General features: G+C 48.7%; 18 protein-coding genes. 1 reads left to right on the top strand and 17 read right to left on the bottom strand.

Annotated features, from left to right (window positions below):
* Positions 1–158: 158 nt before the first annotated feature.
* Positions 159–350 carry a hypothetical protein gene (locus ACN5NT_RS09720; RefSeq protein ID WP_419175287.1) on the bottom strand — a complete coding sequence of 64 codons (192 nt, stop codon included), beginning with the start codon at positions 348–350 and terminating at the stop codon, positions 159–161.
* Positions 351–971: 621 nt separating this feature from the next.
* Here ACN5NT_RS09720 and ACN5NT_RS09715 point away from each other — a divergent pair.
* Positions 972–2,351, top strand: coding sequence for a YjiH family protein (locus tag ACN5NT_RS09715; protein WP_136798606.1), 1,380 nt, complete (start codon positions 972–974; stop codon positions 2,349–2,351).
* Positions 2,352–2,598: 247 nt separating this feature from the next.
* Here the strand turns inward: ACN5NT_RS09715 and ACN5NT_RS09710 are convergent, their stop codons facing one another.
* The 16 genes from ACN5NT_RS09710 to ACN5NT_RS09635 form a co-directional block, all read right to left on the bottom strand.
* Positions 2,599–5,772, bottom strand: a complete 3,174-nt coding sequence (locus tag ACN5NT_RS09710) for a hypothetical protein (protein WP_419175286.1) — start codon at positions 5,770–5,772, stop codon at positions 2,599–2,601.
* A 371-nt stretch (positions 5,773–6,143) separates the two neighbouring features.
* Positions 6,144–7,085, bottom strand: a complete 942-nt coding sequence (locus tag ACN5NT_RS09705; protein ID WP_419175285.1) for a glycerophosphodiester phosphodiesterase — start codon at positions 7,083–7,085, stop codon at positions 6,144–6,146.
* Positions 7,086–7,099: 14 nt separating this feature from the next.
* On the bottom strand, positions 7,100–8,380 hold the full coding sequence (locus ACN5NT_RS09700; RefSeq protein ID WP_136798603.1) for a TRAP transporter large permease: 1,281 nt from the start codon (positions 8,378–8,380) through the stop codon (positions 7,100–7,102).
* Between the two features lie 65 nt (positions 8,381–8,445).
* The gene (locus ACN5NT_RS09695; RefSeq protein WP_419175284.1) at positions 8,446–8,961 is read right to left on the bottom strand and encodes a TRAP transporter small permease; all 516 of its coding nucleotides are present in this window, start codon (positions 8,959–8,961) and stop codon (positions 8,446–8,448) included.
* Positions 8,962–9,015: 54 nt separating this feature from the next.
* On the bottom strand, positions 9,016–10,014 hold the full coding sequence (locus ACN5NT_RS09690) for a C4-dicarboxylate TRAP transporter substrate-binding protein (protein ID WP_136798601.1): 999 nt from the start codon (positions 10,012–10,014) through the stop codon (positions 9,016–9,018).
* A gap of 97 nt (positions 10,015–10,111) precedes the next feature.
* Positions 10,112–10,798 (bottom strand): HAD family hydrolase, encoded by a 687-nt coding sequence (locus ACN5NT_RS09685; RefSeq protein ID WP_419175283.1) that lies wholly within the window; start codon positions 10,796–10,798, stop codon positions 10,112–10,114.
* A gap of 20 nt (positions 10,799–10,818) precedes the next feature.
* Positions 10,819–11,754 (bottom strand): sugar-binding transcriptional regulator, encoded by a 936-nt coding sequence (locus tag ACN5NT_RS09680; RefSeq protein ID WP_136798599.1) that lies wholly within the window; start codon positions 11,752–11,754, stop codon positions 10,819–10,821.
* A 491-nt stretch (positions 11,755–12,245) separates the two neighbouring features.
* Positions 12,246–12,983 (bottom strand): amino acid ABC transporter ATP-binding protein, encoded by a 738-nt coding sequence (locus ACN5NT_RS09675; protein ID WP_419175282.1) that lies wholly within the window; start codon positions 12,981–12,983, stop codon positions 12,246–12,248.
* 41 nt (positions 12,984–13,024) lie between these two features.
* Positions 13,025–13,696 carry an amino acid ABC transporter permease gene (locus tag ACN5NT_RS09670; protein ID WP_136798597.1) on the bottom strand — a complete coding sequence of 224 codons (672 nt, stop codon included), beginning with the start codon at positions 13,694–13,696 and terminating at the stop codon, positions 13,025–13,027.
* A gap of 44 nt (positions 13,697–13,740) precedes the next feature.
* Positions 13,741–14,499, bottom strand: a complete 759-nt coding sequence (locus tag ACN5NT_RS09665; RefSeq protein WP_136798596.1) for an amino acid ABC transporter substrate-binding protein — start codon at positions 14,497–14,499, stop codon at positions 13,741–13,743.
* Positions 14,500–15,001: 502 nt separating this feature from the next.
* Positions 15,002–16,702, bottom strand: a complete 1,701-nt coding sequence (locus ACN5NT_RS09660) for an NAD-dependent malic enzyme (protein WP_136798595.1) — start codon at positions 16,700–16,702, stop codon at positions 15,002–15,004.
* A 245-nt stretch (positions 16,703–16,947) separates the two neighbouring features.
* Positions 16,948–18,735, bottom strand: a complete 1,788-nt coding sequence (locus ACN5NT_RS09655) for a hypothetical protein (RefSeq protein WP_136798594.1) — start codon at positions 18,733–18,735, stop codon at positions 16,948–16,950.
* Positions 18,722–19,207, bottom strand: coding sequence for a putative lipoprotein (locus tag ACN5NT_RS09650; RefSeq protein ID WP_136798593.1), 486 nt, complete (start codon positions 19,205–19,207; stop codon positions 18,722–18,724). Before ACN5NT_RS09650 ends, ACN5NT_RS09655 begins: the two co-directional genes overlap by 14 nt.
* Positions 19,189–19,389, bottom strand: a complete 201-nt coding sequence (locus ACN5NT_RS09645; RefSeq protein WP_136798592.1) for a hypothetical protein — start codon at positions 19,387–19,389, stop codon at positions 19,189–19,191. The genes ACN5NT_RS09650 and ACN5NT_RS09645 overlap by 19 nt, the downstream gene beginning before the upstream one ends.
* A 105-nt stretch (positions 19,390–19,494) precedes the next feature.
* The gene (locus ACN5NT_RS09640) at positions 19,495–20,841 is read right to left on the bottom strand and encodes a Na+/H+ antiporter NhaC family protein (RefSeq protein WP_419175281.1); all 1,347 of its coding nucleotides are present in this window, start codon (positions 20,839–20,841) and stop codon (positions 19,495–19,497) included.
* Between the two features lie 475 nt (positions 20,842–21,316).
* Positions 21,317–22,501 (bottom strand): M14 family zinc carboxypeptidase, encoded by a 1,185-nt coding sequence (locus ACN5NT_RS09635; RefSeq protein WP_136798590.1) that lies wholly within the window; start codon positions 22,499–22,501, stop codon positions 21,317–21,319.
* Between the last annotated feature and the right edge of the window lie 161 nt (positions 22,502–22,662).

Genomic DNA, 22,662 nt, shown 5'->3' with positions numbered 1-22,662 from the left:
TGATGCAAGAAATTTCTTTTTCATTAAACATTTCACAGTAAACGATCAACACCGATCCTACAACATATTACAAATTCTCCCGAATTGGCTGCAGCATCTCAGTATTTCAGCAAATCCTGCCGAAGTATCTAACCTCCTAAAATTATGTAATGCAAACATCACCTCTCATGGGGAGCAACGAAATGACATCCATCAAAGGCTCTATACATGCATACCATGCTCAGCCAGGTCGCCTTGTAACCTTTCTGGCCCATATGTTTCCCGGCTTCTCTGGTGAGCCGCTTTGATCTCACCGGCAAGTCGTTTATCTTCTTTTTGACGTGGTGAATCAGGACGTTTCGGCTATGCATAATAACCACTTGTCGAAACATCCAGAACCCAACAGAAAAAAGGCACCCTATGCCCAGATCAAAACTTTCTGATCATCGCGTACCGTGCAGCAACTCCTTGGCTGGTAAGCGAGCTCGCGAGACTCTGAAGTACGCGGCACTGAGCTGAATCAGGTAATGCAACACTTTTCCGCCACACTTCTGAGGGAGCAAAAAGCCATGTATGTTCCTTGAATGTTGGTTTAATTGGTCATAGGGACACCTCCTTGTCCTCGTTTTCTTAACATTGGTGTCTTTTTCCTCCACCTTACCCCAGTTCAAGGAAGGGAGTCTCCAACAGCCTCCGGTATATCAGAGGGGTTATGATTCTCCGCAGCTCCCCTCTCCGGATACCTTCCTTTCACACTCAAAAAAATTCTTTCCCAGACGCCACAAGCCCCTCATAGAAACTGACTTTCATAACAATCGAATATAACCAAACTTTGCTGCAATGCCCAATTTTGTTGAACTTCGCAGAGGCTACTTCACCACAACAACCTGCCCATTTAGTCGTTGCCTTGCCTACATATATACGCTATTCTCCCGCTTTTTTTTCAGTAGGCATTGAACCTATCAGTTTTACGAAGGGAGCAGTTTGTAGTTATGCAGAATTCCGAAGTAGCCGACCTGGCCGGCAAAATAGATACAACTTCGCCTAAGGTAATCAGCTTCTTGCTGCCATCTTTACTGGGAGTCTTTTTGTTTATGACTCCTATTCCATATAATGGCTCTGTAACCATTCCCGTTGCCATTCTGGCCAAACTCTTTACCACCGGCATTGGGGAGTGGGCAAAGTGGCTTATCACGGCTCTGATATGCAGCAGTGCGCTGATGAGCAGCTACGTGCTGTTTGCCAAGCCCAGTTGGTTGGGTAAAAGCCCCTTATTGACTGCATTGTTCAAACTTTCGCCCGGCTGGTATGCGGTCCGAATGGCAGGTGCCGCGATGGTGCTCGCCATCGTATCTGGCTTCGGTCCTGAAGTTATCAGGTCTGAAGACACCGGCGGGCTCATCCTCTTCGATCTGCTGCCTACCCTTCTCGGTGTGTTCCTTTTTGCCGGCATGTTGCTGCCGCTCTTGCTCTACTTCGGTCTGCTGGAACTGGTGGGCACCCTGATGAGCACAATCATGCGTCCGCTCTTTACCCTGCCTGGCCGTGGCGCAGTTGACTCCCTTGCCTCATGGCTCGGTGATGGCAGCGTAGGCATCATGCTGACCACCAAACAATATGAGGACTGCCACTACACCCAGAGAGAGGGTGTGGTCATGGCAACAACCTTCTCAACCGTCTCTATCACGTTTTCACTGGTGGTTCTGGCCCAGGTTCGCCTGGAGCATATGTTTCTGCAATTTTATGCTGCCGTCTGCGCTGCTGGTTTTGCCGCAGCCGTTATCACCCCGCGTATCCCACCACTATCGCTTTTTACCGACAAATACATTAACGGCAAGAAACGGCAAGGCAATGAAGACCTGATTCCGAAAGGACATACTGTACTGAGTTGGGGCTGGCACCAGGCCCTGCAACAGGCGCAACGTGCCAGTAAACCTGGTCTGGTACTGCAACAGGGACTGAAAAACGTGGCCGATCTATGGATCGGGGTGCTGCCGGTGATCATGGCGGTAGGTACTGTGGCTCTGGTCATTGCAGAAACGACGCCGATCTTTACCTGGCTGGGTATGCCGTTCATTCCGCTGCTGGAATTGCTGGGCGTGCCCGAAGCGGCCAAAGCCTCAGCGACTCTAATGGTTGGCTTTGCAGACATGTTCGTGCCTTCAATCCTGGCCGCATCCATTGAAACGGAAATGACCCGCTTCGTCATCGCTGCAGTGTCCGTGACCCAGCTTATCTACCTTTCAGAGGTGGGCGCGCTTATCCTCGGCAGCAAGCTGCCGGTGAAACTCTGGCAACTGTTCATCATTTTCCTGGTGCGCACCCTGGTGACCTTGCCGGTCATTGCGATGATGGCACACCTGTTCTTTTAAGCTGAAAGCACACTGAAGGCGTATAGGCCCAGGACTGCGCTGACTACGCAAATATCCTGTCGGAATATTTCAATATGGTACTGCCTGAGTTCACGAGAAACTCGGGCTACCCCCGTGCTCTTCACAGTTCTCTTCGTGAACCTGATTGAGTACGTATCTGATACAGATGCAATACCAAAGAGCCAGAGTGCGCCGCATACCGCACTCTGGCTCTTTTTGTGCGCTACTCCGGAGATAATTTTTTCCCCTATCTTCGCTTTGCCCCAAGCCGTTCCAGATCCCTGAGATACTCTTCTGACCTGTCCAGATAAAAAGCCAGGGCCTTGGTAAAATTCTTGCCGACCAAGCCATCCACGAATACCTGGCTGATCTCTTTATGTCTTTTCAGCACCAGTTGAGAGCGATAAAAAATCAACCACTCCTCTTCCGACATGTCCTGCATGGTCAACCATAATGCCTTGCTTGCACGCGGTTGGTACATCCAGAAATACATCAGGTCAAGCGCGTTTACGATGATATATTTCTCCTGCTCCCTGGCCTGGTAATTCAGGGTCTGGATAGTCATTTTCGGAGACTGCAGAAGGTCGAGTACATCCTCTTCAGGAAGCATCAGGTCGAGCTGGGAAAAGACACCAAAAAGTTGGGTGATCTTGGCTCTATAAGCAGTCAGTCTCGCTCTGATATTTGCTTGTCGGTCAGCAAGGCCTTCTATTATCCCCGCAACACAGTCTGAGGCAAATTTTGAGATTATTGCGGCCCATTTCTGCAACATTCCAGAAACATCCGGAACGCCAGCCATATACAAAACGGCTCCAACCAGAGAGTTCAGCAGAACAGCCAGGGGAATCGCCAGGATGGAACGGAAAAAATTACCTATAGTTGCACCCTTAGGCAGCCCCCGCAACATATTATGGCTGGAAATATAGATGCCATTGGCTAGCCCCATCACTGCGTACAGCATGATCGGGTTATTGGCCGTGGTTACGCCAAAACCCTTATCGAGCAAGAGAGTTTTCACCAGGAAATCAAGGAGGGGAACGGAGAAGCCGGTATATAAGAGGGAGTCGGCAATTCGGTTCCAATTGACCAGGGAACTCCAGGGCAATAACGGAGAACGCTTGAGGCCGCCGCCCCCCAACACAGACTGGATAATATTTCGTGAACCGGTAATACCAAACCAGATAACCGCACCAAACCAGGCAAGTAACCACCACTCTTTCGTCAGGTAAAAGGTAAGAAAAGCCGGTATAAAGCCCAACAACACCTTCAGACTGTTCTTTATGGTAGTGTTCAGATATTTCCAGCTGTTCGCGATGCGGGCTGGTACACCTTGCTTTGCGCGACTGCCGTTTTTAATCTGGTCCGCGCTACCGTTGCCAGAACCTCTGGCAATACCACCAAGCGTGGCAATGTTACCGGAAGTACCGGCATGAACGACGAATTCATCCATGCTCCAGTCAGTCCACTGCTGCCCCATGCGTATTCTGAGAGCCCTGACGAGACCACCAAGTTTATTTAAACGGCTCCCGGTATCGGGCAAATGATGGCTTTTTCGATGGCTGGTCCTGGTCAACATGGCGCTGACAGGAATAATGGTACGGTCAGCACTGGCTGCAGCCTCATAGACCTTGCGTTGTGACCTCAACGGCAAGGTATCGATCACCGCAAACCCCATCCCGTGCCGATGTTCAGCCTGCCCTGTTGAACCTGAACCAATCCGGGAAAGCAGGCTTTTCCGTTTGTAATAATTATGAAATTCTTCGAGATTATAGAGGATATCCAATAACCTTCGTTTACGGCTTTCAAGGAGCCGTAATTCAGGTGCCAGTTCACTTTTTTTCTCTTTTTTCCCTTGCAGGCTCCTGATAATCCACTGATATCGCTCTTCATGCTCCCAGATAATTGCCCGTATCGCTCTCTTGAGACTGATGACGTTATCTTCATTCAAGGCCCTTTGCAAATCACCGACAAGTTTGTAATTTCGCTCCGGACTCTTTAAATCGACAGCTTCACCGGCAAAATATTCCCTGCCTGAGCTTATGCCGGAAGTCATACCGTGGGCTGCATCAACGAGGTTATATGCTTCGATGTGGGTAATCATTCCCCCACAGTCATACAGTAGCTCAAGGGTATCCTGCAGAGACAAATTGCCGAGGTTCAGAACAAATCTCGAGCTTGAATGCAACGAGCGCAACCTGCGCATCAGAGATTGGGGGGATTCCTGTAACAGTTTCGGGATATCCGCAGATCTACTCTCGTCGTCCACCAAGACAGGACGATTCGGGTTATGCAGCTGCGGATTGCGTGCCGGCGCCAGAAACTCATCGATTATGTTTTCAACCTCAAGAGTTGCCAGGCGTCTCTTTCTTAACTCAAAAAGCTTCTCCTGCCCCCCGGGATTGTGCCTGTTGTATTCTTCCACCACAGCACCGATTTCTCTTAAAAGCGTATCCCGAATATATCTGGCGAGATGAAGCAGCGATGGCTGCCCCACACCAATAAAAGATAGGAAATTGCTGAGATCAAGCGGCTCAAGCTCGAGCTGAAGATTTTCGTTCAACTGCGGTAGATACAGCTCATTGAACAGGTCGAACACATCAAAAACATAGCGCTGTTGATACAATGAGACCTGTCTCGCCTCTGTCATCAGCTTTTGTGTTTCTTCGTGCTCAAGAAAACTGAGAAACTGGCTGTTGCTGGTAAAGTCGTGAGGTTCCCAGGTGAAACGAACATATTTATCATGGAACCTGCTGGTCATCTCAATGCCCACCTGGACCTTCACATCAAGGATCTCACCGGCAGCAATCAATTCCCGCACCACATCGGGTCGCACAAAATTATAGTAAACAACTGTCAGATGCCTGATTCCCTTGATCCAGGCATCCATTACAAGATGGGTAGGAGATTTCCGGCCCTTGGTATTGGCATCGTGCACATGATGATCAAAGGCACACTGATTCCATTCCTCGGGCATCTCGAGCAGATGGTACTTTTCAAGTTGCGCTCGAACAGTCCGGGGATTGCCTGCTGAAACCATGCGAAAATCATGGGCCAGTTTCAACTGACGAAGTTCATCCCCCTTACTCCGCATCAGCTCTTTCATTATCTGCAGCAAGGCCCGGGCAGCATTTTTGCGATAGAAATTCAAAGAGAGCTGTACCTCATCCTGCAGCCCCTGCAATGCCTTGATCCGGCCTTCCGCCTTGCCCTTGTCAAAAGAATCGAGCAGCCTTGCCATGGCGTAGGCAACACGAAGGCCCTGGGGAGCGGCCATCTCCTTGATGCCGTGGGGGTGCATATGCTCTTCAAGCAGAGTTTGCAGAACTTTCGAGCTTGCGCCCTGGTCCACGACATCAACAACGACTTCCAGAAGCTGATAATCTTCCTGATCAAAAAAAAGAGATGAAGGCCGAATTTGCATGATGATATCTGGGTGCATCCGCAACGGTAAAAAACGAGCTGCAGATGTCAGGGTGAATTTTCTACAAACTCAGTACTATCGAAGACAAACACGGTGTAGCCTCTGGTAGTATCTGAAGGGATTGCCGGGAAAAAGCGTAGAATTGTTTCCCAGGCGCTGGAATTATACTGAAAGTGGCTCCCTCAGCCCGCCCGGGCGGACGGGGAACCACCTCTATGAATGCTAATTACATTTTCTTTGACCAGGTTGCAAGATATTGTTCTACCAATTGCCTAATATTATAGGCAATTGGTCAGGATAACCCTGTCTGAACTGATGATACCTCCAAGCTACACACCAGACCTGACCATGAAAAGTCTATAGGCCTGTCACTACTCGATATAATCTGCAAGCAAGCGGGCAGCATCCTTGTAATAATCAGTAAAGATGCCGTCGACTCCCAGCTTGGCGACAGCCAACAGGTCATCGGGATCATTTACAGTAAAGACCTGCAGAAGAAGCCCCCGCTCGTGCGTTCTTTCGATAAAGCTGGCAGGCAGTGAGCGATACCAGACATTGACCGACACCGCATTCATCTCACAGGCCCTGTCGAGCAGTTGATCTGTATAGTATTCACCGGCCAGACATGCCTCGATCTCTTCAGCCAGGACCTGGCGTAAACCAGGGTCAGGGCACTCTGAATCGAGAAGTTGCAGGTTTTCCTCAAGACTGGCAAACCGCGGCAGCATATATTCTTCGGCACCATAGGCAAAAATACGCTCAAAATATTGCTCCGCCTCCGGCCCTGTCTTTGGCATCAACTGCTTACGCCGGATCGCACCGTCGAGCAATGCTATTTTCAACTCCGGACAAACCTTTTGAATATCTTCAAGTTCCTGCCAGTTAAACGAGCTCACCACCAGATCTGAATATTGCAGTTTTGCCGCGGCAACATACTCAGCGAGCATTTCACCAGACCGGGTACCCGTATCAGCCCCTTTGAGCTCGAGGTGAAGAGCCGGTCGTTCTTCAGCCTTAATAGCCGAGAAAAAGTCGAACACCTCCGACAAAAAGGGGATGCGATCCTCACCACGTGTCGGGTCCCCGGCGAAAAGGCTCTTCAAAGTATTGGAATCGGTGCCGGAGACCGCACCTTTACCAGTGGAAACTTCCTTGAGATCTAGGTTATGGACCACTACCAGATGGCCGTCACCCGATAACTGCACATCAAATTCAATGGCGGGAACACCTTCTCCGGCAACTTTCTCGAAAGCGCGAATGGTATTCTGATTATAGCCGGGGTAATAGCACCCCCGATGGCCTATCAACAGCATTTAGACATCCTTTATTACAAGAGGTTTGGCAAAAACATTACTACTGCAGGCAGGTAGGTCACCACCAGCAGTACCAACAGCAGAGTAATAATAAATGGCCATATTTCCATAATGAACTGACCGATCCGTACCCCTGTGATGGAGCAGGTCGTAAACATCATGGAACCAAAAGGTGGTGTTATCCCACCAATCATGATGTTTACAATCATGATCAGGCCAAAGTGAATCAGATCAATGCCCATAACTTTGGCCAGTGGCACGAGAAGCGGTGCAACAATGATCAGCAGCGCCCCCCCTTCCAGGAACATGCCAAGGATCAGGAGCAGGACATTTATTACAATAAGTATAACCCATGGAGAATCTGAAATGGCCAGGATGCTCTGAGTCAGCTGGTGCGGGATTCTCTCCCAGCTCATATACTGGCCAAAAACGGAAGCTGCAATAATAATCAGCATTACCGAACTGGTAGCAAGAACTGTATTTTTTAATATTATGGGGAAATGTTCCCATTTCAGCTGTTTGTAAACAAACGCACCGATAACGATACAGAACAGCACCGCCATCGCGCCCGCTTCGGTGGGGGTAAAAACACCAAAGCGGATACCGAAAATTATACCGAAAGGCAGCAACAATCCCCAAATCGACTGTTTGAACTGTTTGAAAATCTCAGCTCCAGAGGCCATCTTCTCCCGGGTCGGCTGATAATTTCTCTTTCTGGCAATGAGATGAACGGTAAACATCAGGCCGAAACACATGAGCAGCCCCGGTGTATAGCCGCCAATGAACATCTTTGCCACCGAAACCTGGGCGATAAGAGCGTAGATAATAAGGTTGATGCCTGGCGGGATAACCGGCGCGATTGCAGATGAGGCGGCAGTTATCGCTGTTGAAAATGGAGCGCTGTAACCGCGCTTTTTCATCTCCGGTACAATAATTTTCGACTGCATGGCCGCATCCGCATTGGCCGAACCGGAAATACCGCCCATCAGAGTTGAGAGCAGAACATTCACCTGGGCAAGCCCGCCTCGCAGATGGCCGGTGAGCACCTCAGCCATTCTCATCAGCGAAGCACTTATCCCTGAGTAATTCATAATCTCACCCGCCATGATGAAAAACGGAATAGCCAGCAACGGGAACGAAGCGGTTGAGGTAAGAAACCTCTGCAGAATGAGATCCGGCGGTGTTCCCACATCGCCAAAGGTAAAGTAGGCAAGAGCCGCGGCCAAAAGGGCGAAAGCTATGGGAATGCTGGTGAAATAAAGCAGCATTACGATGATGACGGGGAATGTTGACATGGCGTTATTTGTTTAAATATGTAACGTCTTTGGGCGGATTGCGGACATGTATAATTTGCTGATCTTCACTTTGATGAACTCGCTTTTTGCGGAAGCTGGTCATCTTCGGGGGAGAACAGCTTGCGCAGATCCTGATAGCAAAAGGTCAGGGCATAAATCGTCATCAGGGTAAAACCAACAGTCAAAGCCAGATTTACGTAAATTGCAGGGATATCGAGAACCGGAGTGCGTTTCAACTTGTTCGCCTGGATAAAGAGAACGCTCAGGTAAGCGATATAGCCATTGATAATGACCATCATCATATCGATTACCACAGCGATAACAGCGCGATACGTCCGGGGACCAAAGCGGGTAACGAAATCGATGCCAATATGCATTTTGTAACGATAAGCCGCAGCGGAGCCCACAAAAACAGACCAGATAAAACTGGTTGTGGCCACCTCTTCAGCCCAATACAAGCCACCGTGGAAAAGGTACCTCAGGGCTACATTGACAATGACTACCAGTACGGTGACACAGAGAAAAGCACCGGCGAGGATAAGGTCTAAGTTGCTGAAAATCTTTTTAGGTGTATTCGACATTGATCACAAAGAACGTGCACGGAAGACATACCTTCCGTGCACCGATAAGAAATTTTATCTCATGCTGTCAAGCTCTGAGAAAATCGCTTCAAAAACACCAGGAGTCATACCCTGATCTTCTTTATACAGCGGAGCCAGCGCCTTGCGGAACGCATCGCCGTCAACTTCATTGAACTTCACGCCGTATGACTCAAGCTCCTTCACCACACCACCGTGCTGGGACTTCAGCAGTTCTACCATATCGGTTGCACCTTTGGTGAACTCTTCCGCAATGATTGCCTGATACTTGGCAGGGATAGAGTTCCATACATCTGTAGAAATATATACACCACAGGTGCCAAGAATATGGCGGGTATTGGCAACATTTTTGGTTGGGCCTTCGTATACCTTGGTACCGATATTAGTGAACTCGGAACCTTCAAGTCCATCCACAACACCCTGCTGAACAGCGGACAAGGTCTCACCCCATGGCAGAGGAGTTGCAACTGCGCCCATGGCGGTAAGGGTATCGATATAGGACTTGGAACCCGGAGTTCTGATCTTCATGCCATTCAGATCTTCCGGAGTGGTGATGACTTTCTGGGTGATCAGGTTTCTGAAACCATATACATAGTCGAGGGCGAGAATCTTAATACCCTGCTCCTCGGCCTTGGCCATCATATCGGCAACAAGTTCACCCTCGGTAAGGGCAACGTATTCATCGAAGCTGCGATAGAGCATTGGGGCATAGAGCGCTTTAAAGTCTGGAACATAATCACCGATGAAAGATGGATCTTCAACAGAAATGAAGTTGGCTCCGCGAACTACCTGCTCCACACCTTCCTTGTAGGCTGGGAGCTGCGCTTGTGGAAAAGTCTGGATATTGATCGCCCCATCGGTCTTCTCCCGAATGGAATCCGCCACAGCATCCATGGATATGGTCAACTGCTCTGCCGGGCTGAAAACGTGGCTCAATCTCAGGGTTAATTTATAATCGTCAGCAATGGCTGATGATCCACCAGCCAAGGTCATAGAAACAAAAAGTCCCAGTGCCGCCAGTTTACTTTTACGCATTTTTTTCTCCTTTAATCGTTTTCCACTTTATCGCGTGGTGTTTTGTACAACGCTGTATATGTATTCTCCCTGGCTCGTACCAGCAGACAGGGAAAAACTAACTCTTCAACTCATAGTTCAACAACTTCCAGGGAAACTGCTCCCGGGAACAAAGAAAATATTGTGCAGCCTCATATCCTGTTCTGCTTGTGCCTGCTTCTGGCCAGGCGACCGCTGTCATTCCTGCCTTAACAGCCGCCGAAACCCCGACAATGGAATCTTCCACCACCAGACATCTGGCCGGGCTCACCCCAAGCTTTTCTGCCGCCACCAGATACGGTTCCGGATCAGGCTTGCCATTTACCACATCCTGCCCTGATATACTGAAACGTACCATTTCTCTCAGCCCCAACAGGGCGAGATTGGCCTCGACTACCTGCATGTCGCCGTTGGATACACAGGCCTGGGGAATACCAAGTTCGGCAATTTTATTGAAAACAGCAATTGATTCAGACCGCGCCATCCCCTCTTGCAAAGCCTCGCAATAGATATCGGCGCACTCCTGGCAAAAAGATTCCAGATTACTATTAAACTCATGGACTTTCGCAAGATGCTGCCATTTCTCAGCCATGGACTTACCAAGCAAAAGTTCATTGTCCTGCTTATTGAGGGTATAGCCCCGTAAGCGACACCAATCGGCGATTACTTCATAATGCAACTCTTCACTGTCAATCAGCGTTCCGTCAATATCCCAGAACACCGCTTCAATAACAGCCCTGTCCGATGATGCAACTGTACTACCCATGTTTTACAACCTCGTCTGTATCAATTCTCAAGCACAGCTTGAGCGGTTACCTCATCGGTAACGAGTATATCTGCGTATCCTGCCCGCAGGACCGCCTGAATAATTGGAACTTTATGAATACCACCCGAGGCGACCACTTTAGTCGGTATTTTCTTCAAGTGATGTAGATCGGCTCCCATGAACCGTCTGTTAATAGGATGATCAATCGGCTGACCGTCTTTGTCCAGAAAATAGCCGAACACCTCCCCGACAGAATCTGCTTCAAGAAGGGAATTCCATTCACTTTCGGTAAGCGCCCCGAGCACCACATTGGTGGAACGAACGGTAAGATCACCTGCACCGACCAGCGCCATATCCACTTCTACTGCACGCTGAAAGGTTCTTTCAAACATTGGCTGGGTCATGAGAGTGGTACGAACCTCCTCAGAGGTTACATACATGGGGGCGGCGATATAATGACATTTCGAAACATTGAGCCGCCTGGAAAAAACCGCTGCGATATCATAGGGATTAGTCGTTCCGCTTCTTGGCAGACCACCAAAGAGTGAGACAATGGAGGTTTCAGATGGTCCCCGCTGCACCACCCCGCCCAGGCCAGCACGCAGGGTTTTCCCCCAGCCAAGCCCAAGACTCTGCCCATCCCGCAAATTACCTGAAACGTAGGAGCCAGCGGTTTCCCCTATCGCTGCATAGAGATGTTTTTCCTTGACGGGAGTCGGTACCACCATAGCTTTAACAAGTCCATACCGCTTCTCGAGCTTATTCTCCAGCTCTGCACAACTTACCTCTTCGGCATTAATGATAATCTGGACAAAACCGCTATCCCGGCAATCCTGAAGTGACTTATTAACCCGTGCACGGGTTATCCCGAGCTTGGTGGCGATTTCGGCCTGGGTCAACCCTTCGTTATAGTAGGCCCAAGCGATCCGTGTCAGTAAGGTATGTTCATTGTTCACAGTGATACATTCTCCCGAGTGTTAATACATATGTATCCAATTATTGACCTATATACATGGTACACAGCTGGGATGCAAGCACTGCCGTAAGCAGTAATAAATATTTAACACAATCGACCAGCACCATTAAGAACCTAACAATACGATGCAAATGCCCCACCCCAACCTAAACCAACCAAAAACATAAGGCATAGAACGGACCCAAGCCAGGACCTACATCTGTCAACCGAACCTTACAAAATCCCCCCCCCAATGGCATCATTTGATGTACCTGCCAGAAGCGTACCCACAATAACTTGAGGGAACTGCTGACTGATAATAGCCAAACCGAGCCAGGTGATGATACCGAAACTGCACGTGTGCTAATTCTATGAAATTGAGAAAAATATGTGAAGTGATTGCAAATATGGGTGGATTCAAACAGATGCACCTCTGCTCCATAGCTACGGGAAGAGTAGAAGAAATTTTTCTGTTTAAACTTTTGAGGCTTCTTAGTGGATTTGAATCTGGTTGAGGAATTTTTTCAAACGCACATCTTCTGCCGCCGAGAAGATCCTGGCCGGTTCGCCCTGTTCAACGAATCCGCCGTCAGCCATAAAGATAACCCTGTCGGCGATATTTCTGGCAAACTGCATCTCATGGGTGACCACCAGCATGGTCTGATGGCGGCGGGCAAGTTTCTGCATCAGGCCGAGCACCTCCCCCACCCACTCAGGGTCGAGTGATGAGGTCGGTTCATCAAAGAGCAGTAACTTGGCATCCAGCGCCATTGCCCGGCCAATGCCGACCCGCTGCTGCTGACCACCAGATAGAGCAGCAGGATAATGATCCCCCTTATCACCGAGACCAATATCTTCTAAAATCTGCCGGGCCCGGTCACAGGCAGCCCTTTTCTTCCAACCATGTACGGTTGTCAGCCCTTCCGCTATATTCTGCAGGGCGGTCATATGGGCAAAGAGCGCGTAATTCTGAAAGACAAAACCGGTCTTGCGACGCAGTGCCAGAATATCACTCTTCCTGGCGCTGCGAATATCGCACGACACATCGTCAATCCTGACGCTGCCGGTATCGGCTGTCTCGAGGAAATTGATGCAACGGAGCAGGGTAGATTTCCCTGTTCCCGAAGGGCCTATTATGGCAACAATTTCTCCTTTGGCAATATCGAGATCAATGCCTGAGAAGATCCTGTTTTCTCCAAATTTCTTACTAAGATTTCTGATCTGAATCATAGATGTACTGCCAGGCCCCAAGATAGATAAGAGCTGAAAAATTATTGATTATACGCCCTGTTCAACCTGATCTCTGCCCAATTCTGCACCTGGGTAAGGATCAACACCATCCCCCAATAGATGAGCGCCACCGCCAGAAACGCTTCAAAAAACTTGAAGCTGGAAGATGCTTCCATCTGCGCCCTGGCCATTATCTCTGCCACGCCAAGGGTAAACGCCAGCGAGGTAGACTTGATCATATCGATAAAATAGTTCATAAGCGACGGCAGGGCGACCCTGGTAGCCTGGGGGAGTATAACCCGACGCATGGCCTGCATCTCTGTCATGCCGATAGATAAACTCGCCTCCCGCTGACTGCGATCAACACCAATAACTGCAGCGCGGATAGATTCAGCCATATAGGCGGCAAAATGTAGACTCAAACCTATCACCGCTGCCGAAAAAGCATTGAGACCCACAAACACTGGGGCAATCTGCGGCAGACCGTAATAGAGCAGAAAGAGCTGCACCAGGAGAGGTGTTCCCCTGAAAAAGCTAATATAAAGCTGACTCAACTGATTAAAAATTGGGAGCCGATATACCCGAACCAGCGCCAGAACTACCGCAATGACAAGGCTGAATAACAGCCCCCAAAAGGCCATACCCAAGGTTATGCCCAGATATCTGAACAAAATCGGCATAAGCGAAAACATATATTGCAGGTCAAAAATCATGGCCCCCCACCTGGAGACAGGTATTCAAAACCAATCCCCGATTATTATTTTGTGATATCCGCGTCAAACCACTTTACTGCTATCGCTCCCAGGGTACCGTCCGCACGCATTGCCCGAAGGGCACTGTTCACCTCGTCCCGCAACTGCACTCCTTGGGCATTATTGACAAAGGGCCAGGCATTCTCAATCCTTTCAAAGGGCTCACCAACAGGCTCAAGCGGCAAGTTGGCCTTTTTGATAAGCTGTACAGTTGAGAGCCGATCCATGACAAATGCATCTGTCCGCCCCAGGGCAACGTCATGCTCAATGCCGGTATCGTAGGTCTTGATTTTAATGGTTCCCTCTATATCAAGTTCACGAAGCAGCTGTTCGTAATTTGAGCCGAGGTTCACACCAACGGTTTTACCATCCAGGTCATCCACGCCCTGAATTTCACCATTCCCCCTCTTGACCACCAACTGCGCCCCATCGATAACATATGGTTCAGAGAACAGATATTTTGCGCTTCGCTCCGGGGTAATGGTTATCTGGTTGGAGATGGTATCGATCCGCCCCGTCTCCAGGAGACCAAAAAGACCGGAGAAGTTGGCAGTGACATACTCGACTATGTAGTTGTTTCGCTTGGCAATCTCATTCCAGAGATCAACTTCAAAACCTTGCAGTTTATCCATCTGAACAAAAGTAAATGGAAAATATCTGCCGGACATCCCCACTTTCACCACAGTGTTTGCAACAACAGAAGAAACACCTACCAGAAGGCTCACCAAAAGAGCGAAAAAGAATATTGCGGTTCTGCTTTTCATTATATGCATCCCAAATTGAGGTTGTATCAAATACCTGAAGCTGATTTCCAGCTCTTTTCAAACGGTTCCCTTCCGGGATCCACTGATGCAAAAGTATAAGCAGGGCGTAGTCCCCAGGCAATTTAGCCACACTTAAAACTTAAACTATTCTCGCTTTAAATTCCTCCTGCCCCAGTTTGAAATCAACTACTTGACAGGACCATGGAAAAACTTTCCGATATAAAAGATAATAGCGCAAAGCAAGCACAATCAGTAATAAGAACTATTCTTTGCGAAATATTTCGACAACAAGAACCAATTGCCCGGAACTGCCATGCAGGCACATTTTTTCTTGTCTGACCGTTTGGCAACCGTCTAGCCTTAAGGGGAAGTAAAACAACAGGGAGGGAGCTAAGAAGCTGAAGAATACCTCTTAGCCGAACTATTGAGCGGAAGGCAACAGCCTCCCGCTCAATTGAAGATCCGGCCCATCTCAGATAACGTGAGCCACTGTGATAGCTGATCAGATGGAGGTACGTCTGTAATTACGATATTCAGGACCCCAGAAGTTCTCACAAAGTTGCTCGTCAAGAGCCTCGTCAGTGATGACGTTTGCCACACCATCCGCCATTGCTTGCTTGGCAACTGCCCGGGCTATCTTTACACTCACCTCACGAATATCAGTCAGTGGTGGCAATAAGGCATCGCCCTCATACTCTTTTGAGCATTCTGCAAGTGCTTCACTGGAAGCCATCAGCATATTCTCCGTCACCCTGCCTGCTTTCGAGGCCAAAACAGCAAGACCAACACCCGGAAAGATATACGAGTTATTACACTGGGCAATCGGATAGCTCTTACCATTCAGCTCTACCGGATCAAACGGACTGCCTGTAGCCACAACCGCCTTACCATCAGTCCAGGTCAACAGGTCTTCGGGGTACGCCTCACATTTGGAAGTCGGATTGGAAAGGGGAAGAATAATTGGGGTTTCAGTAGTCTCCAGCATCAGGTCAACGATCTCTTTGGTGAAAACCTGCGGCTGCATAGATACACCGATCAACACAGTCGGCTTGTAGTTACGAACAGTGTTGACAAAATCGACCCGCCCTTTCTCGTTACGCTGCCAACCTTCACTGGCCTCACGCTTCTGGGCAACCGGTTTCTGGAAATCTTTCAAATACTCCAGATCATCCGTGACCAGACCACGGGAATCTATGAGGGCAATTCTGCCACGGGCCTCCTCGTCGGTCAGCCCGCCTTGTTTCATGTGTGCGATAATCTGCTCACCGATACCGCAGCCGGCTGAACCCGCTCCCAAAAAGAGAATTCTCTGTTCCCCCAACTGCTGATCAAGATTTTTACACGCTGCCAGCAAAGTCCCTACAGTAACGGCTGCGGTGCCTTGTATATCATCGTTGAAGCAGCACATCCGGTCACGATATTCTTCCAGCAACGGCGAAGCATGCGTTGCGGCAAAATCCTCAAACTGCAGCAGCACATCCGGCCAGCGGCGTTTAACCGCCTGCACGAATTTCTCTACAAACTCGAAATATTCATCACCATCGATTCGCTCATTGCGCCACCCCATATAGAGCGGATCGTTGCGAAGCTCTTCATTGTTGGTTCCGACATCAAGCACAATCGGCAAAGTATACGCCGGGCTGATTCCACCACAGGCGGTATACAGCGAGAGCTTACCGATAGGAATGCCCATGCCGCCGATACCCTGATCACCAAGTCCCAGAATTCGTTCACCATCGGTGACGACAATCACTTTAACATTGTGCTTGGTCGCATTCTGCAAAATGTCATCTATGCGGTCACGATCGGGATACGAGATGAATAATCCCCGCTTACGACGGTATATCTTCGAGAACTCCTGACATGCCTTTCCCACTGTAGGGGTGTAAATATACGGCATAACCTCTTCCACGTTTTCAACCACCAGTCGGAAAAAGAGGGTTTCGTTGGTATCCTGGATATTGCGCAGATAGATATGTCTATCCAGTGAGTTCTCAAAACTTTTAAACTGCTGGTAACAACGCTCGGCCTGCTCTTCGATTGTCTCTATATTGTGCGGCAGCAACCCCTCCAGATTGAACATAAGTCGTTCATATTCGGTAAAGGCGCTTCCTTTATTCAAAAGTGGTGTTTCGAGCAATGCGGGCCCGGCATATGAGATATACAGCGGGCGTCTTTCTGCAACTTTGTGGGTATCCGACATCGTACCTCAACTCCTTGAATAAACTTATTAAAAAAATATTCCATGCGAGTACAGACACCTGAGTCTGCCCTTCACATCTTCCGTCCCTACGGCCACAATGTGACAAATGCACATTTTGCACACTATGCGCTACATCGTGGCCAGAAACCTAGTTTATCATTTCAGAAAGCACAATGAATTTCACAGATTGGCATGATCACTAATCTTTCGCGATCCTATAATTAAAACAAATAGTGCCTATTTTTTTACGGGGATTCCTCTAGAAAGGAATAATCCGGCGCAAGATATGTACCCTTGCGAATATTGACGAATACCAGTTCTGGAAGGCTATAGAATACCCCCTGTGCTCCCTGCTCTAAACGTTCACCTTTATCAAAAGGCAAGGTCAACACCCCGACGAGAGTATAAAGAGCGCCATATCCTGCATTGACCAGCCCAAACACCGGTCGTAATGCCCAGTTGTTATCGGTAAACATCAGAAAGGCAGTATCTCGGTCCCGTCTGGTATAGAGGGTACTCGTCATCGCATTGGACTCTCGCAGCCAGGCAATAAGCGAATTCAGTTGCTGGTCTTCAAGCTGACGTAATCGCCTTGACAGAATCTCCTCTTTATCATGGAGATTATAATTTTTTTTGACCAGGCTGTGGAACATGAATGGACTGAAGGAGAATTGCTCACCCGGCGAGATCCAGCCCCCCAACTGCCGTTCACCCTCTTCGCGGGAGGAAAACGATGCGTTCAGCTGGTGATTCATCTCTGTCACACAGTTACGACTGAGCAAGTTATAGCTGTAATTTGCAAGAATCTGGCGGTTCGCCTGCTCTAATTCGTCTGAGATGTCTGCAATGGCCGCCTCCAAGGTATCTTCTGAAAACTGAAAGTCATAGTGCACAGCCCCGGATTTCTCTGGCACCATTTTGCCTCGATCATAACGTATTTGATCCGCGCCCTGAAACACCTTATCGAGTTCAGCCATTCTCCCCCGAACCTCTTCCAGCCTGTTTATTACCAGTTCATGATGTTGACCCGTCACCATCTGCTCCATCAGATTCCGGCGGTCAAGCAACTGGGCGCGATAAAGGTTCTGCAAGGCATCAGATTCAACAATTTGCTCTGAAAGGGTAATTGTAAGGGCATCTTCAGGAAAGGGGTCGAGTGAGTACAGTCTCCGCTCTTCCAGGGACAGAGACAGCACATGGTATCTGGCAAGCTGGAGGAGCAGCGCCGACCCGTCGCCGGCACGATCTGAGACGATAAGCCTCAACAGTGATTGATATACAGTCTGCCGATATTTTTTAAGAGCAGCCAGAACATCTTCATTGAGCGGCAATTCGTCGGGGAGAGGTGCAATGACCGCCGACTCACTGAGGCTACGCCCTGAATCAATAACCTCCAAGGCAAGCTTTTTCTGCAACATATTCTGCAGTTCCAGGCTCCATTGAGCAGTAACAGGCTTTGTCTCATGCAAGGCGATACGCTGTTCAATCCTGCCGATTTTCTCTGCAAAAGCCCCACCGCCAATATCTGCGGCAATTTTCTGCCGTAAAGAAGTCGACAACCTGGCAGCACCAACTGAATTATCTACTGCAAAAAATCCCACAGCAGGGATAACAATACGGCTGTTATCACTTTTCAGAGAATCAAGCAAACGCTGGGCCCTGATCAGGTCATGGCGCTGCTGCTGATCAAGCTTCTGCCTGACCAGGGTCTGTGCCAGCTGATGCTCAACTTTTTCAAAGGTGTTGGCATCAACAGGTACTTCAGCGATATGAATAGGGCGGTTGCTTAACTCGGCATAAATAAGAGTGAACTTTTGCCAGCTGTCCCGCACAAGCAGGAATTCACCATTAGCAAAAAACTGGTAATGGTACAGAAATCCCCCTAACTTCAAACCATAATGGCCACCAGCAGCATGCCCGGTATTGGGAGAAACGTAGACGAAATCAAGGGTAAGCTCCTGCTCTACCGCCAGGGCAGAGCAGGAAAAAAACAGAAAGAGAAAAAGAGCGGAAATATACTTAGGAAACGCCATATCCTCTTTTCAGGGCTCTATCATATCTTTTCATCAACCCTTCGTCGAGCAACCAGCTATGCCCATAAACTGAGACACCGCCAATACTGAGACCACGTCCAATTGCCTCGTAGGTTTCTTCCATTGTCTCCCAGTTAGTAATGCCATGGGATCTGGCAATCTGATTCAGGTCATTCTCAAATGCAGCCCGGCTCTTTCCGTGCCTTTTCACATAAAAACTCACCAGACCTGCAACGTCATCCTGATAAAGCTTCAGATTCATTGCCACAGACTCATCAGAGCCGGATGAGCTTGCGGAAATTGACTCAAAACTCCCCATAATCGACTCAGAGCTCTTGGAAACGGAATCGGATGATTTCTCCAGAGAATAGGATACTGAACAACCACTGGCAAAAAGAGCCATTGCTGCCAACATTATTGATATCGAAATACTTTTTTTCAATGCGTTCATTGCTATATGTTTACTTTCCATAGCCTCCTCACTTGGCCACCTGCTGTTAATAATAGAACTCCTTCAAATCTGCCAACATGCAACTGCAGATCAAAGCCCGGAACAGTAAAATCACTCGTTACAAAGTCACCAACTATTCCTATTTCAACGATTGCAGAATGTTCTGAGATAATCAAGAGCGGAGATACATCCCCAGTATCCACGTTTGTGTCCGGGAAAGATGAACTCGTAGAATAGAATATGCGCACCAGCATTATGCCGGCACGCCGTATTCCGCCCCTTAACCCTGATGAATGACAACCCGCCGGTTATTGCCTTCGACGTTTCAAAAAAACCGCAATGATACCTGATGCTGCAAGCAACAAACAATAGTACGAATGTGAGACCACAGAAAGAGGCGAAAGCGCAAAAACCGAACCAAGCAACAATGCCTGGGCACCATAGGGCAACAAGCCCTGTATGACGCAGGAGAAAATATCCAGCAGACTTGCGGACCGCCTTGCTGTTACCCCGTTTTCCTCAGCCAGCTTGCGGGCCACACCACCGGAAACGATAATAGCGACAGTATTGTTCGCTGTACAGACATTGGTAAGGGCCACAAGCCCAGCGATCCCCAGCTCACTTGCCTTCAGGTTACTGCCGGTGTTATGATCCTTGCTGAACGCACCGATTACCCGCCCAACCAGACCTGTAAGCCAGGCGAGACCACCTTGTCTTCGCATCAATTCACCGATGCCGCCGATAAGCATGGAGAGCAGGAAAATCTCCTGCATATTGCCAAAACCTGCATAAATATCTTTTACATAATTTCCCAGGGTATAATCCGCTGCCGAAACCATACCAATCGTTCCAGCCAGCAAAATGCCAATTCCCAAAACCACAAAAACATTCAACCCCGAAACGGCCAATACCAGGATCGTTATATAGGGAAGTACCTTGATCCACTCAAAAGACTCTGCTGCCGGAGCATCGGTAACACTGTTGCTCATCATGAATATGGCGATTGCTGCAGCAGCTGCAGGCAGGGCAATAAACAGGTTTTCCCTGAATTTATCCTTCATGTGGCAGCCCTGGGAGCGGGTTGCCGCAATAGTGGTATCGGAAATGATAGACAGGTTATCGCCGAACATGGCACCACTCAAGACCACACCAGCCATCAGGGATGTATCAATGCCTGCCACCTGCGCAATTCCCAACGCCACGGGGGCGACAGCAGCAATGGTGCCCATAGAAGTGCCCATGGCTGTTGAGATAAAAGCTGAAATAATAAATATGCCAGGCAGGATAAAACTCGCCGGCAACAGAGACAGGCCCAGATTGACAGTGGCATCAACACCACCCGTTGCCTTGGCAACAGCGGCAAATGCGCCTGCCAGCAGATAGATCATACACATGGCCATTATATCGTTATGGCCTACGCCGCGCAGAAAATGTTCGAGTGCCTTATTGAGTTTATCCTTACTCAAAATGAGTGCCAGGATAACGGCAGGCAAGGCGGCAACGGGGGCAGGAAGCTGATAGAAGGCAAAATCTACCCCCTGCATGGTCAAATAACCGCCAACCCCTATAAATAGCAGAAGAAAAACGCCAAGCGGAAAAAGAGCCAGAGCCGAGGGACTTGGCTCTGATGGAGAATCTACAGAATTGTTTAACATGGTAACTGCTCGTTGAAAGAATAATTACAAATACAGCTGAAGCGCTATCTTTCACGAGTCAATACCACAATCAGGAATCTTTCTCATTGAGAAAATCTACTGAAACCACCACGTATTCAGCACACATAATGAGCAAAAGCCTAACCTTTTAAATAATATGAACACCTTGCCTGCGAAAATCAGTTCTGCAAAAAAAAGAAGTACGGTCGGACTGCCTTATTAAAACCTGATCCAATTCAGGAACGCTTGTTGGGAGCAACCACTACAGCCGCGCAATCTGGAAATTCACAATTTGCGGGTTTTGTGAGCAATATCAATAATGATGCCTTTCATAATCGCCCAGCAGTTCGGCTTCATGCTCTATCCGCCCGCTGTTCACAGGGAACGCAGGCCAATAGAGCATGAAACGACCTCTCAGCAAACTAAAATGGTGCTGCAGAGAGCTGACGGCAACCAATCAGGAGATTGCCGTGATCTATTCTTCACTGTCATCTGCCGACTTCTGGAAATCTTTGTAATAGAAGTAACGATCTGCCGGTATCTCATCAGCCAATAGCGGATCTATCCCAAAAAGGCTTTCGTTTGCGGTGGCCTCCAGTATAGCCCACATTTGTTCTGAGGCGTGCTTAATGATCATACCACTTTGCTTCTGCCCTATTGCACCTTTCAGTTCAACGAGAATTGAACCGGAGCCACCAAGTCCGTAAGCATTCCTGGCAATTCCAGGGAAGGTACCACCAGGATAAAGTGTTACAGTCGAGAAACCAAATTGCTGCATATGCTCATAGATTGTCACACACAACTGTTTCGAAAGATCGACTACCCCCGCCTCAACATTCTCATTTCTCGGCCAGAGAATTGAGCTCGTGACATTTTCACCATCATCTGTGACATATGTCGCCTGATGATGAAAATCTGCAATCCAGAGAGGGGCATAATAGTTGAAGGCATCAAGAACTGCCTGAGCTTCAGGTACCGGGTTGACATCTGGATCAAATGCAGGGCCTGACAGCCCTGGATTGCAGACGACTTGATCACTCTGCGACCAATCGTGCCAATGATATCTGTTGATATCATAGTCCGATTGAAGGACTCCATCAGCATCCACGAAAGTTGTGGAATACACCCCTCGCCCCTGATCAAGTAGTTCATCAATAACCGTGCCATCACTGGCAAAACAACTCCCTGAGTTGCGCGGAGGTGCCGATGGGTCAGTGTTTCCCCTGGTATCCAACACAGCACCATCAGGATTAGCCCGTACAATCATCAGGACGTAAAGTTTATCGAGAATCGACATTACCTTGCTGTTGCCGGTGGCAAGTTGCTGCAACACCTGCAACGCAGCCTCTGTGGTCATCTGTTCATTACCATGCTGCTGAGTCATTATCATAACGGGAGTGTTTGCAGGATTACCGACTTTTGCCAGATAGATATTTCTCTCCTGCCCGGAATGCCCAATTACCTCCAGCTCCACCAGACCCTTGGAAGATTTTTCTAACTGAAAAAGTTTCTTCTCAAGATCTTCGTATGTGCTGATCCTCGATAATGAAACCTGCTGATTTGGTGTGAGCCAGGGACCACCCGGCGTTATCTCCGTAGCAGCTATTGCTGAACCAGCGCTCAAGGCCAACGTAACGCACAATGCCATTTGCTTGATCATAAGTCACCCTGTTGAGTTAGATTAATCGTAGACGATCTAGGATTTACACCACCAGCACCCCAAACCTAACTTTTTGAATGATTATTTTCAATCGGAAATAACTACACTTGATTGATAGGCATGATTAGACACATGACCATAACGCTTATCCGTCCGGTCCA

Source organism: Desulfosediminicola sp. (assembly GCF_048381775.1).
Lineage (GTDB): Bacteria > Desulfobacterota > Desulfobulbia > Desulfobulbales > Desulfocapsaceae > Desulfopila > Desulfopila ganghwensis.
This window is presented reverse-complemented; position numbering and strand designations above follow the sequence as displayed.

What these genes read in the sequence shown, in the direction of transcription:
- ACN5NT_RS09720 (WP_419175287.1), bottom strand. Translation starts at nt 350, where the DNA reads ATGCATAGCCGAAACGTCCTGATTCACCACGTCAAAAAGAAGATAAAC.
- ACN5NT_RS09715 (WP_136798606.1), top strand. Translation starts at nt 972, where the DNA reads ATGCAGAATTCCGAAGTAGCCGACCTGGCCGGCAAAATAGATACAACT.
- ACN5NT_RS09710 (WP_419175286.1), bottom strand. Translation starts at nt 5,772, where the DNA reads ATGCAAATTCGGCCTTCATCTCTTTTTTTTGATCAGGAAGATTATCAG.
- ACN5NT_RS09705 (WP_419175285.1), bottom strand. Translation starts at nt 7,085, where the DNA reads ATGCTGTTGATAGGCCATCGGGGGTGCTATTACCCCGGCTATAATCAG.
- ACN5NT_RS09700 (WP_136798603.1), bottom strand. Translation starts at nt 8,380, where the DNA reads ATGTCAACATTCCCCGTCATCATCGTAATGCTGCTTTATTTCACCAGC.
- ACN5NT_RS09695 (WP_419175284.1), bottom strand. Translation starts at nt 8,961, where the DNA reads ATGTCGAATACACCTAAAAAGATTTTCAGCAACTTAGACCTTATCCTC.
- ACN5NT_RS09690 (WP_136798601.1), bottom strand. Translation starts at nt 10,014, where the DNA reads ATGCGTAAAAGTAAACTGGCGGCACTGGGACTTTTTGTTTCTATGACC.
- ACN5NT_RS09685 (WP_419175283.1), bottom strand. Translation starts at nt 10,798, where the DNA reads ATGGGTAGTACAGTTGCATCATCGGACAGGGCTGTTATTGAAGCGGTG.
- ACN5NT_RS09675 (WP_419175282.1), bottom strand. Translation starts at nt 12,983, where the DNA reads ATGATTCAGATCAGAAATCTTAGTAAGAAATTTGGAGAAAACAGGATC.
- ACN5NT_RS09670 (WP_136798597.1), bottom strand. Translation starts at nt 13,696, where the DNA reads ATGATTTTTGACCTGCAATATATGTTTTCGCTTATGCCGATTTTGTTC.
- ACN5NT_RS09665 (WP_136798596.1), bottom strand. Translation starts at nt 14,499, where the DNA reads ATGAAAAGCAGAACCGCAATATTCTTTTTCGCTCTTTTGGTGAGCCTT.
- ACN5NT_RS09660 (WP_136798595.1), bottom strand. Translation starts at nt 16,702, where the DNA reads ATGTCGGATACCCACAAAGTTGCAGAAAGACGCCCGCTGTATATCTCA.
- ACN5NT_RS09655 (WP_136798594.1), bottom strand. Translation starts at nt 18,735, where the DNA reads ATGGCGTTTCCTAAGTATATTTCCGCTCTTTTTCTCTTTCTGTTTTTT.
- ACN5NT_RS09650 (WP_136798593.1), bottom strand. Translation starts at nt 19,207, where the DNA reads ATGGAAAGTAAACATATAGCAATGAACGCATTGAAAAAAAGTATTTCG.
- ACN5NT_RS09640 (WP_419175281.1), bottom strand. Translation starts at nt 20,841, where the DNA reads ATGTTAAACAATTCTGTAGATTCTCCATCAGAGCCAAGTCCCTCGGCT.
- ACN5NT_RS09635 (WP_136798590.1), bottom strand. Translation starts at nt 22,501, where the DNA reads ATGATCAAGCAAATGGCATTGTGCGTTACGTTGGCCTTGAGCGCTGGT.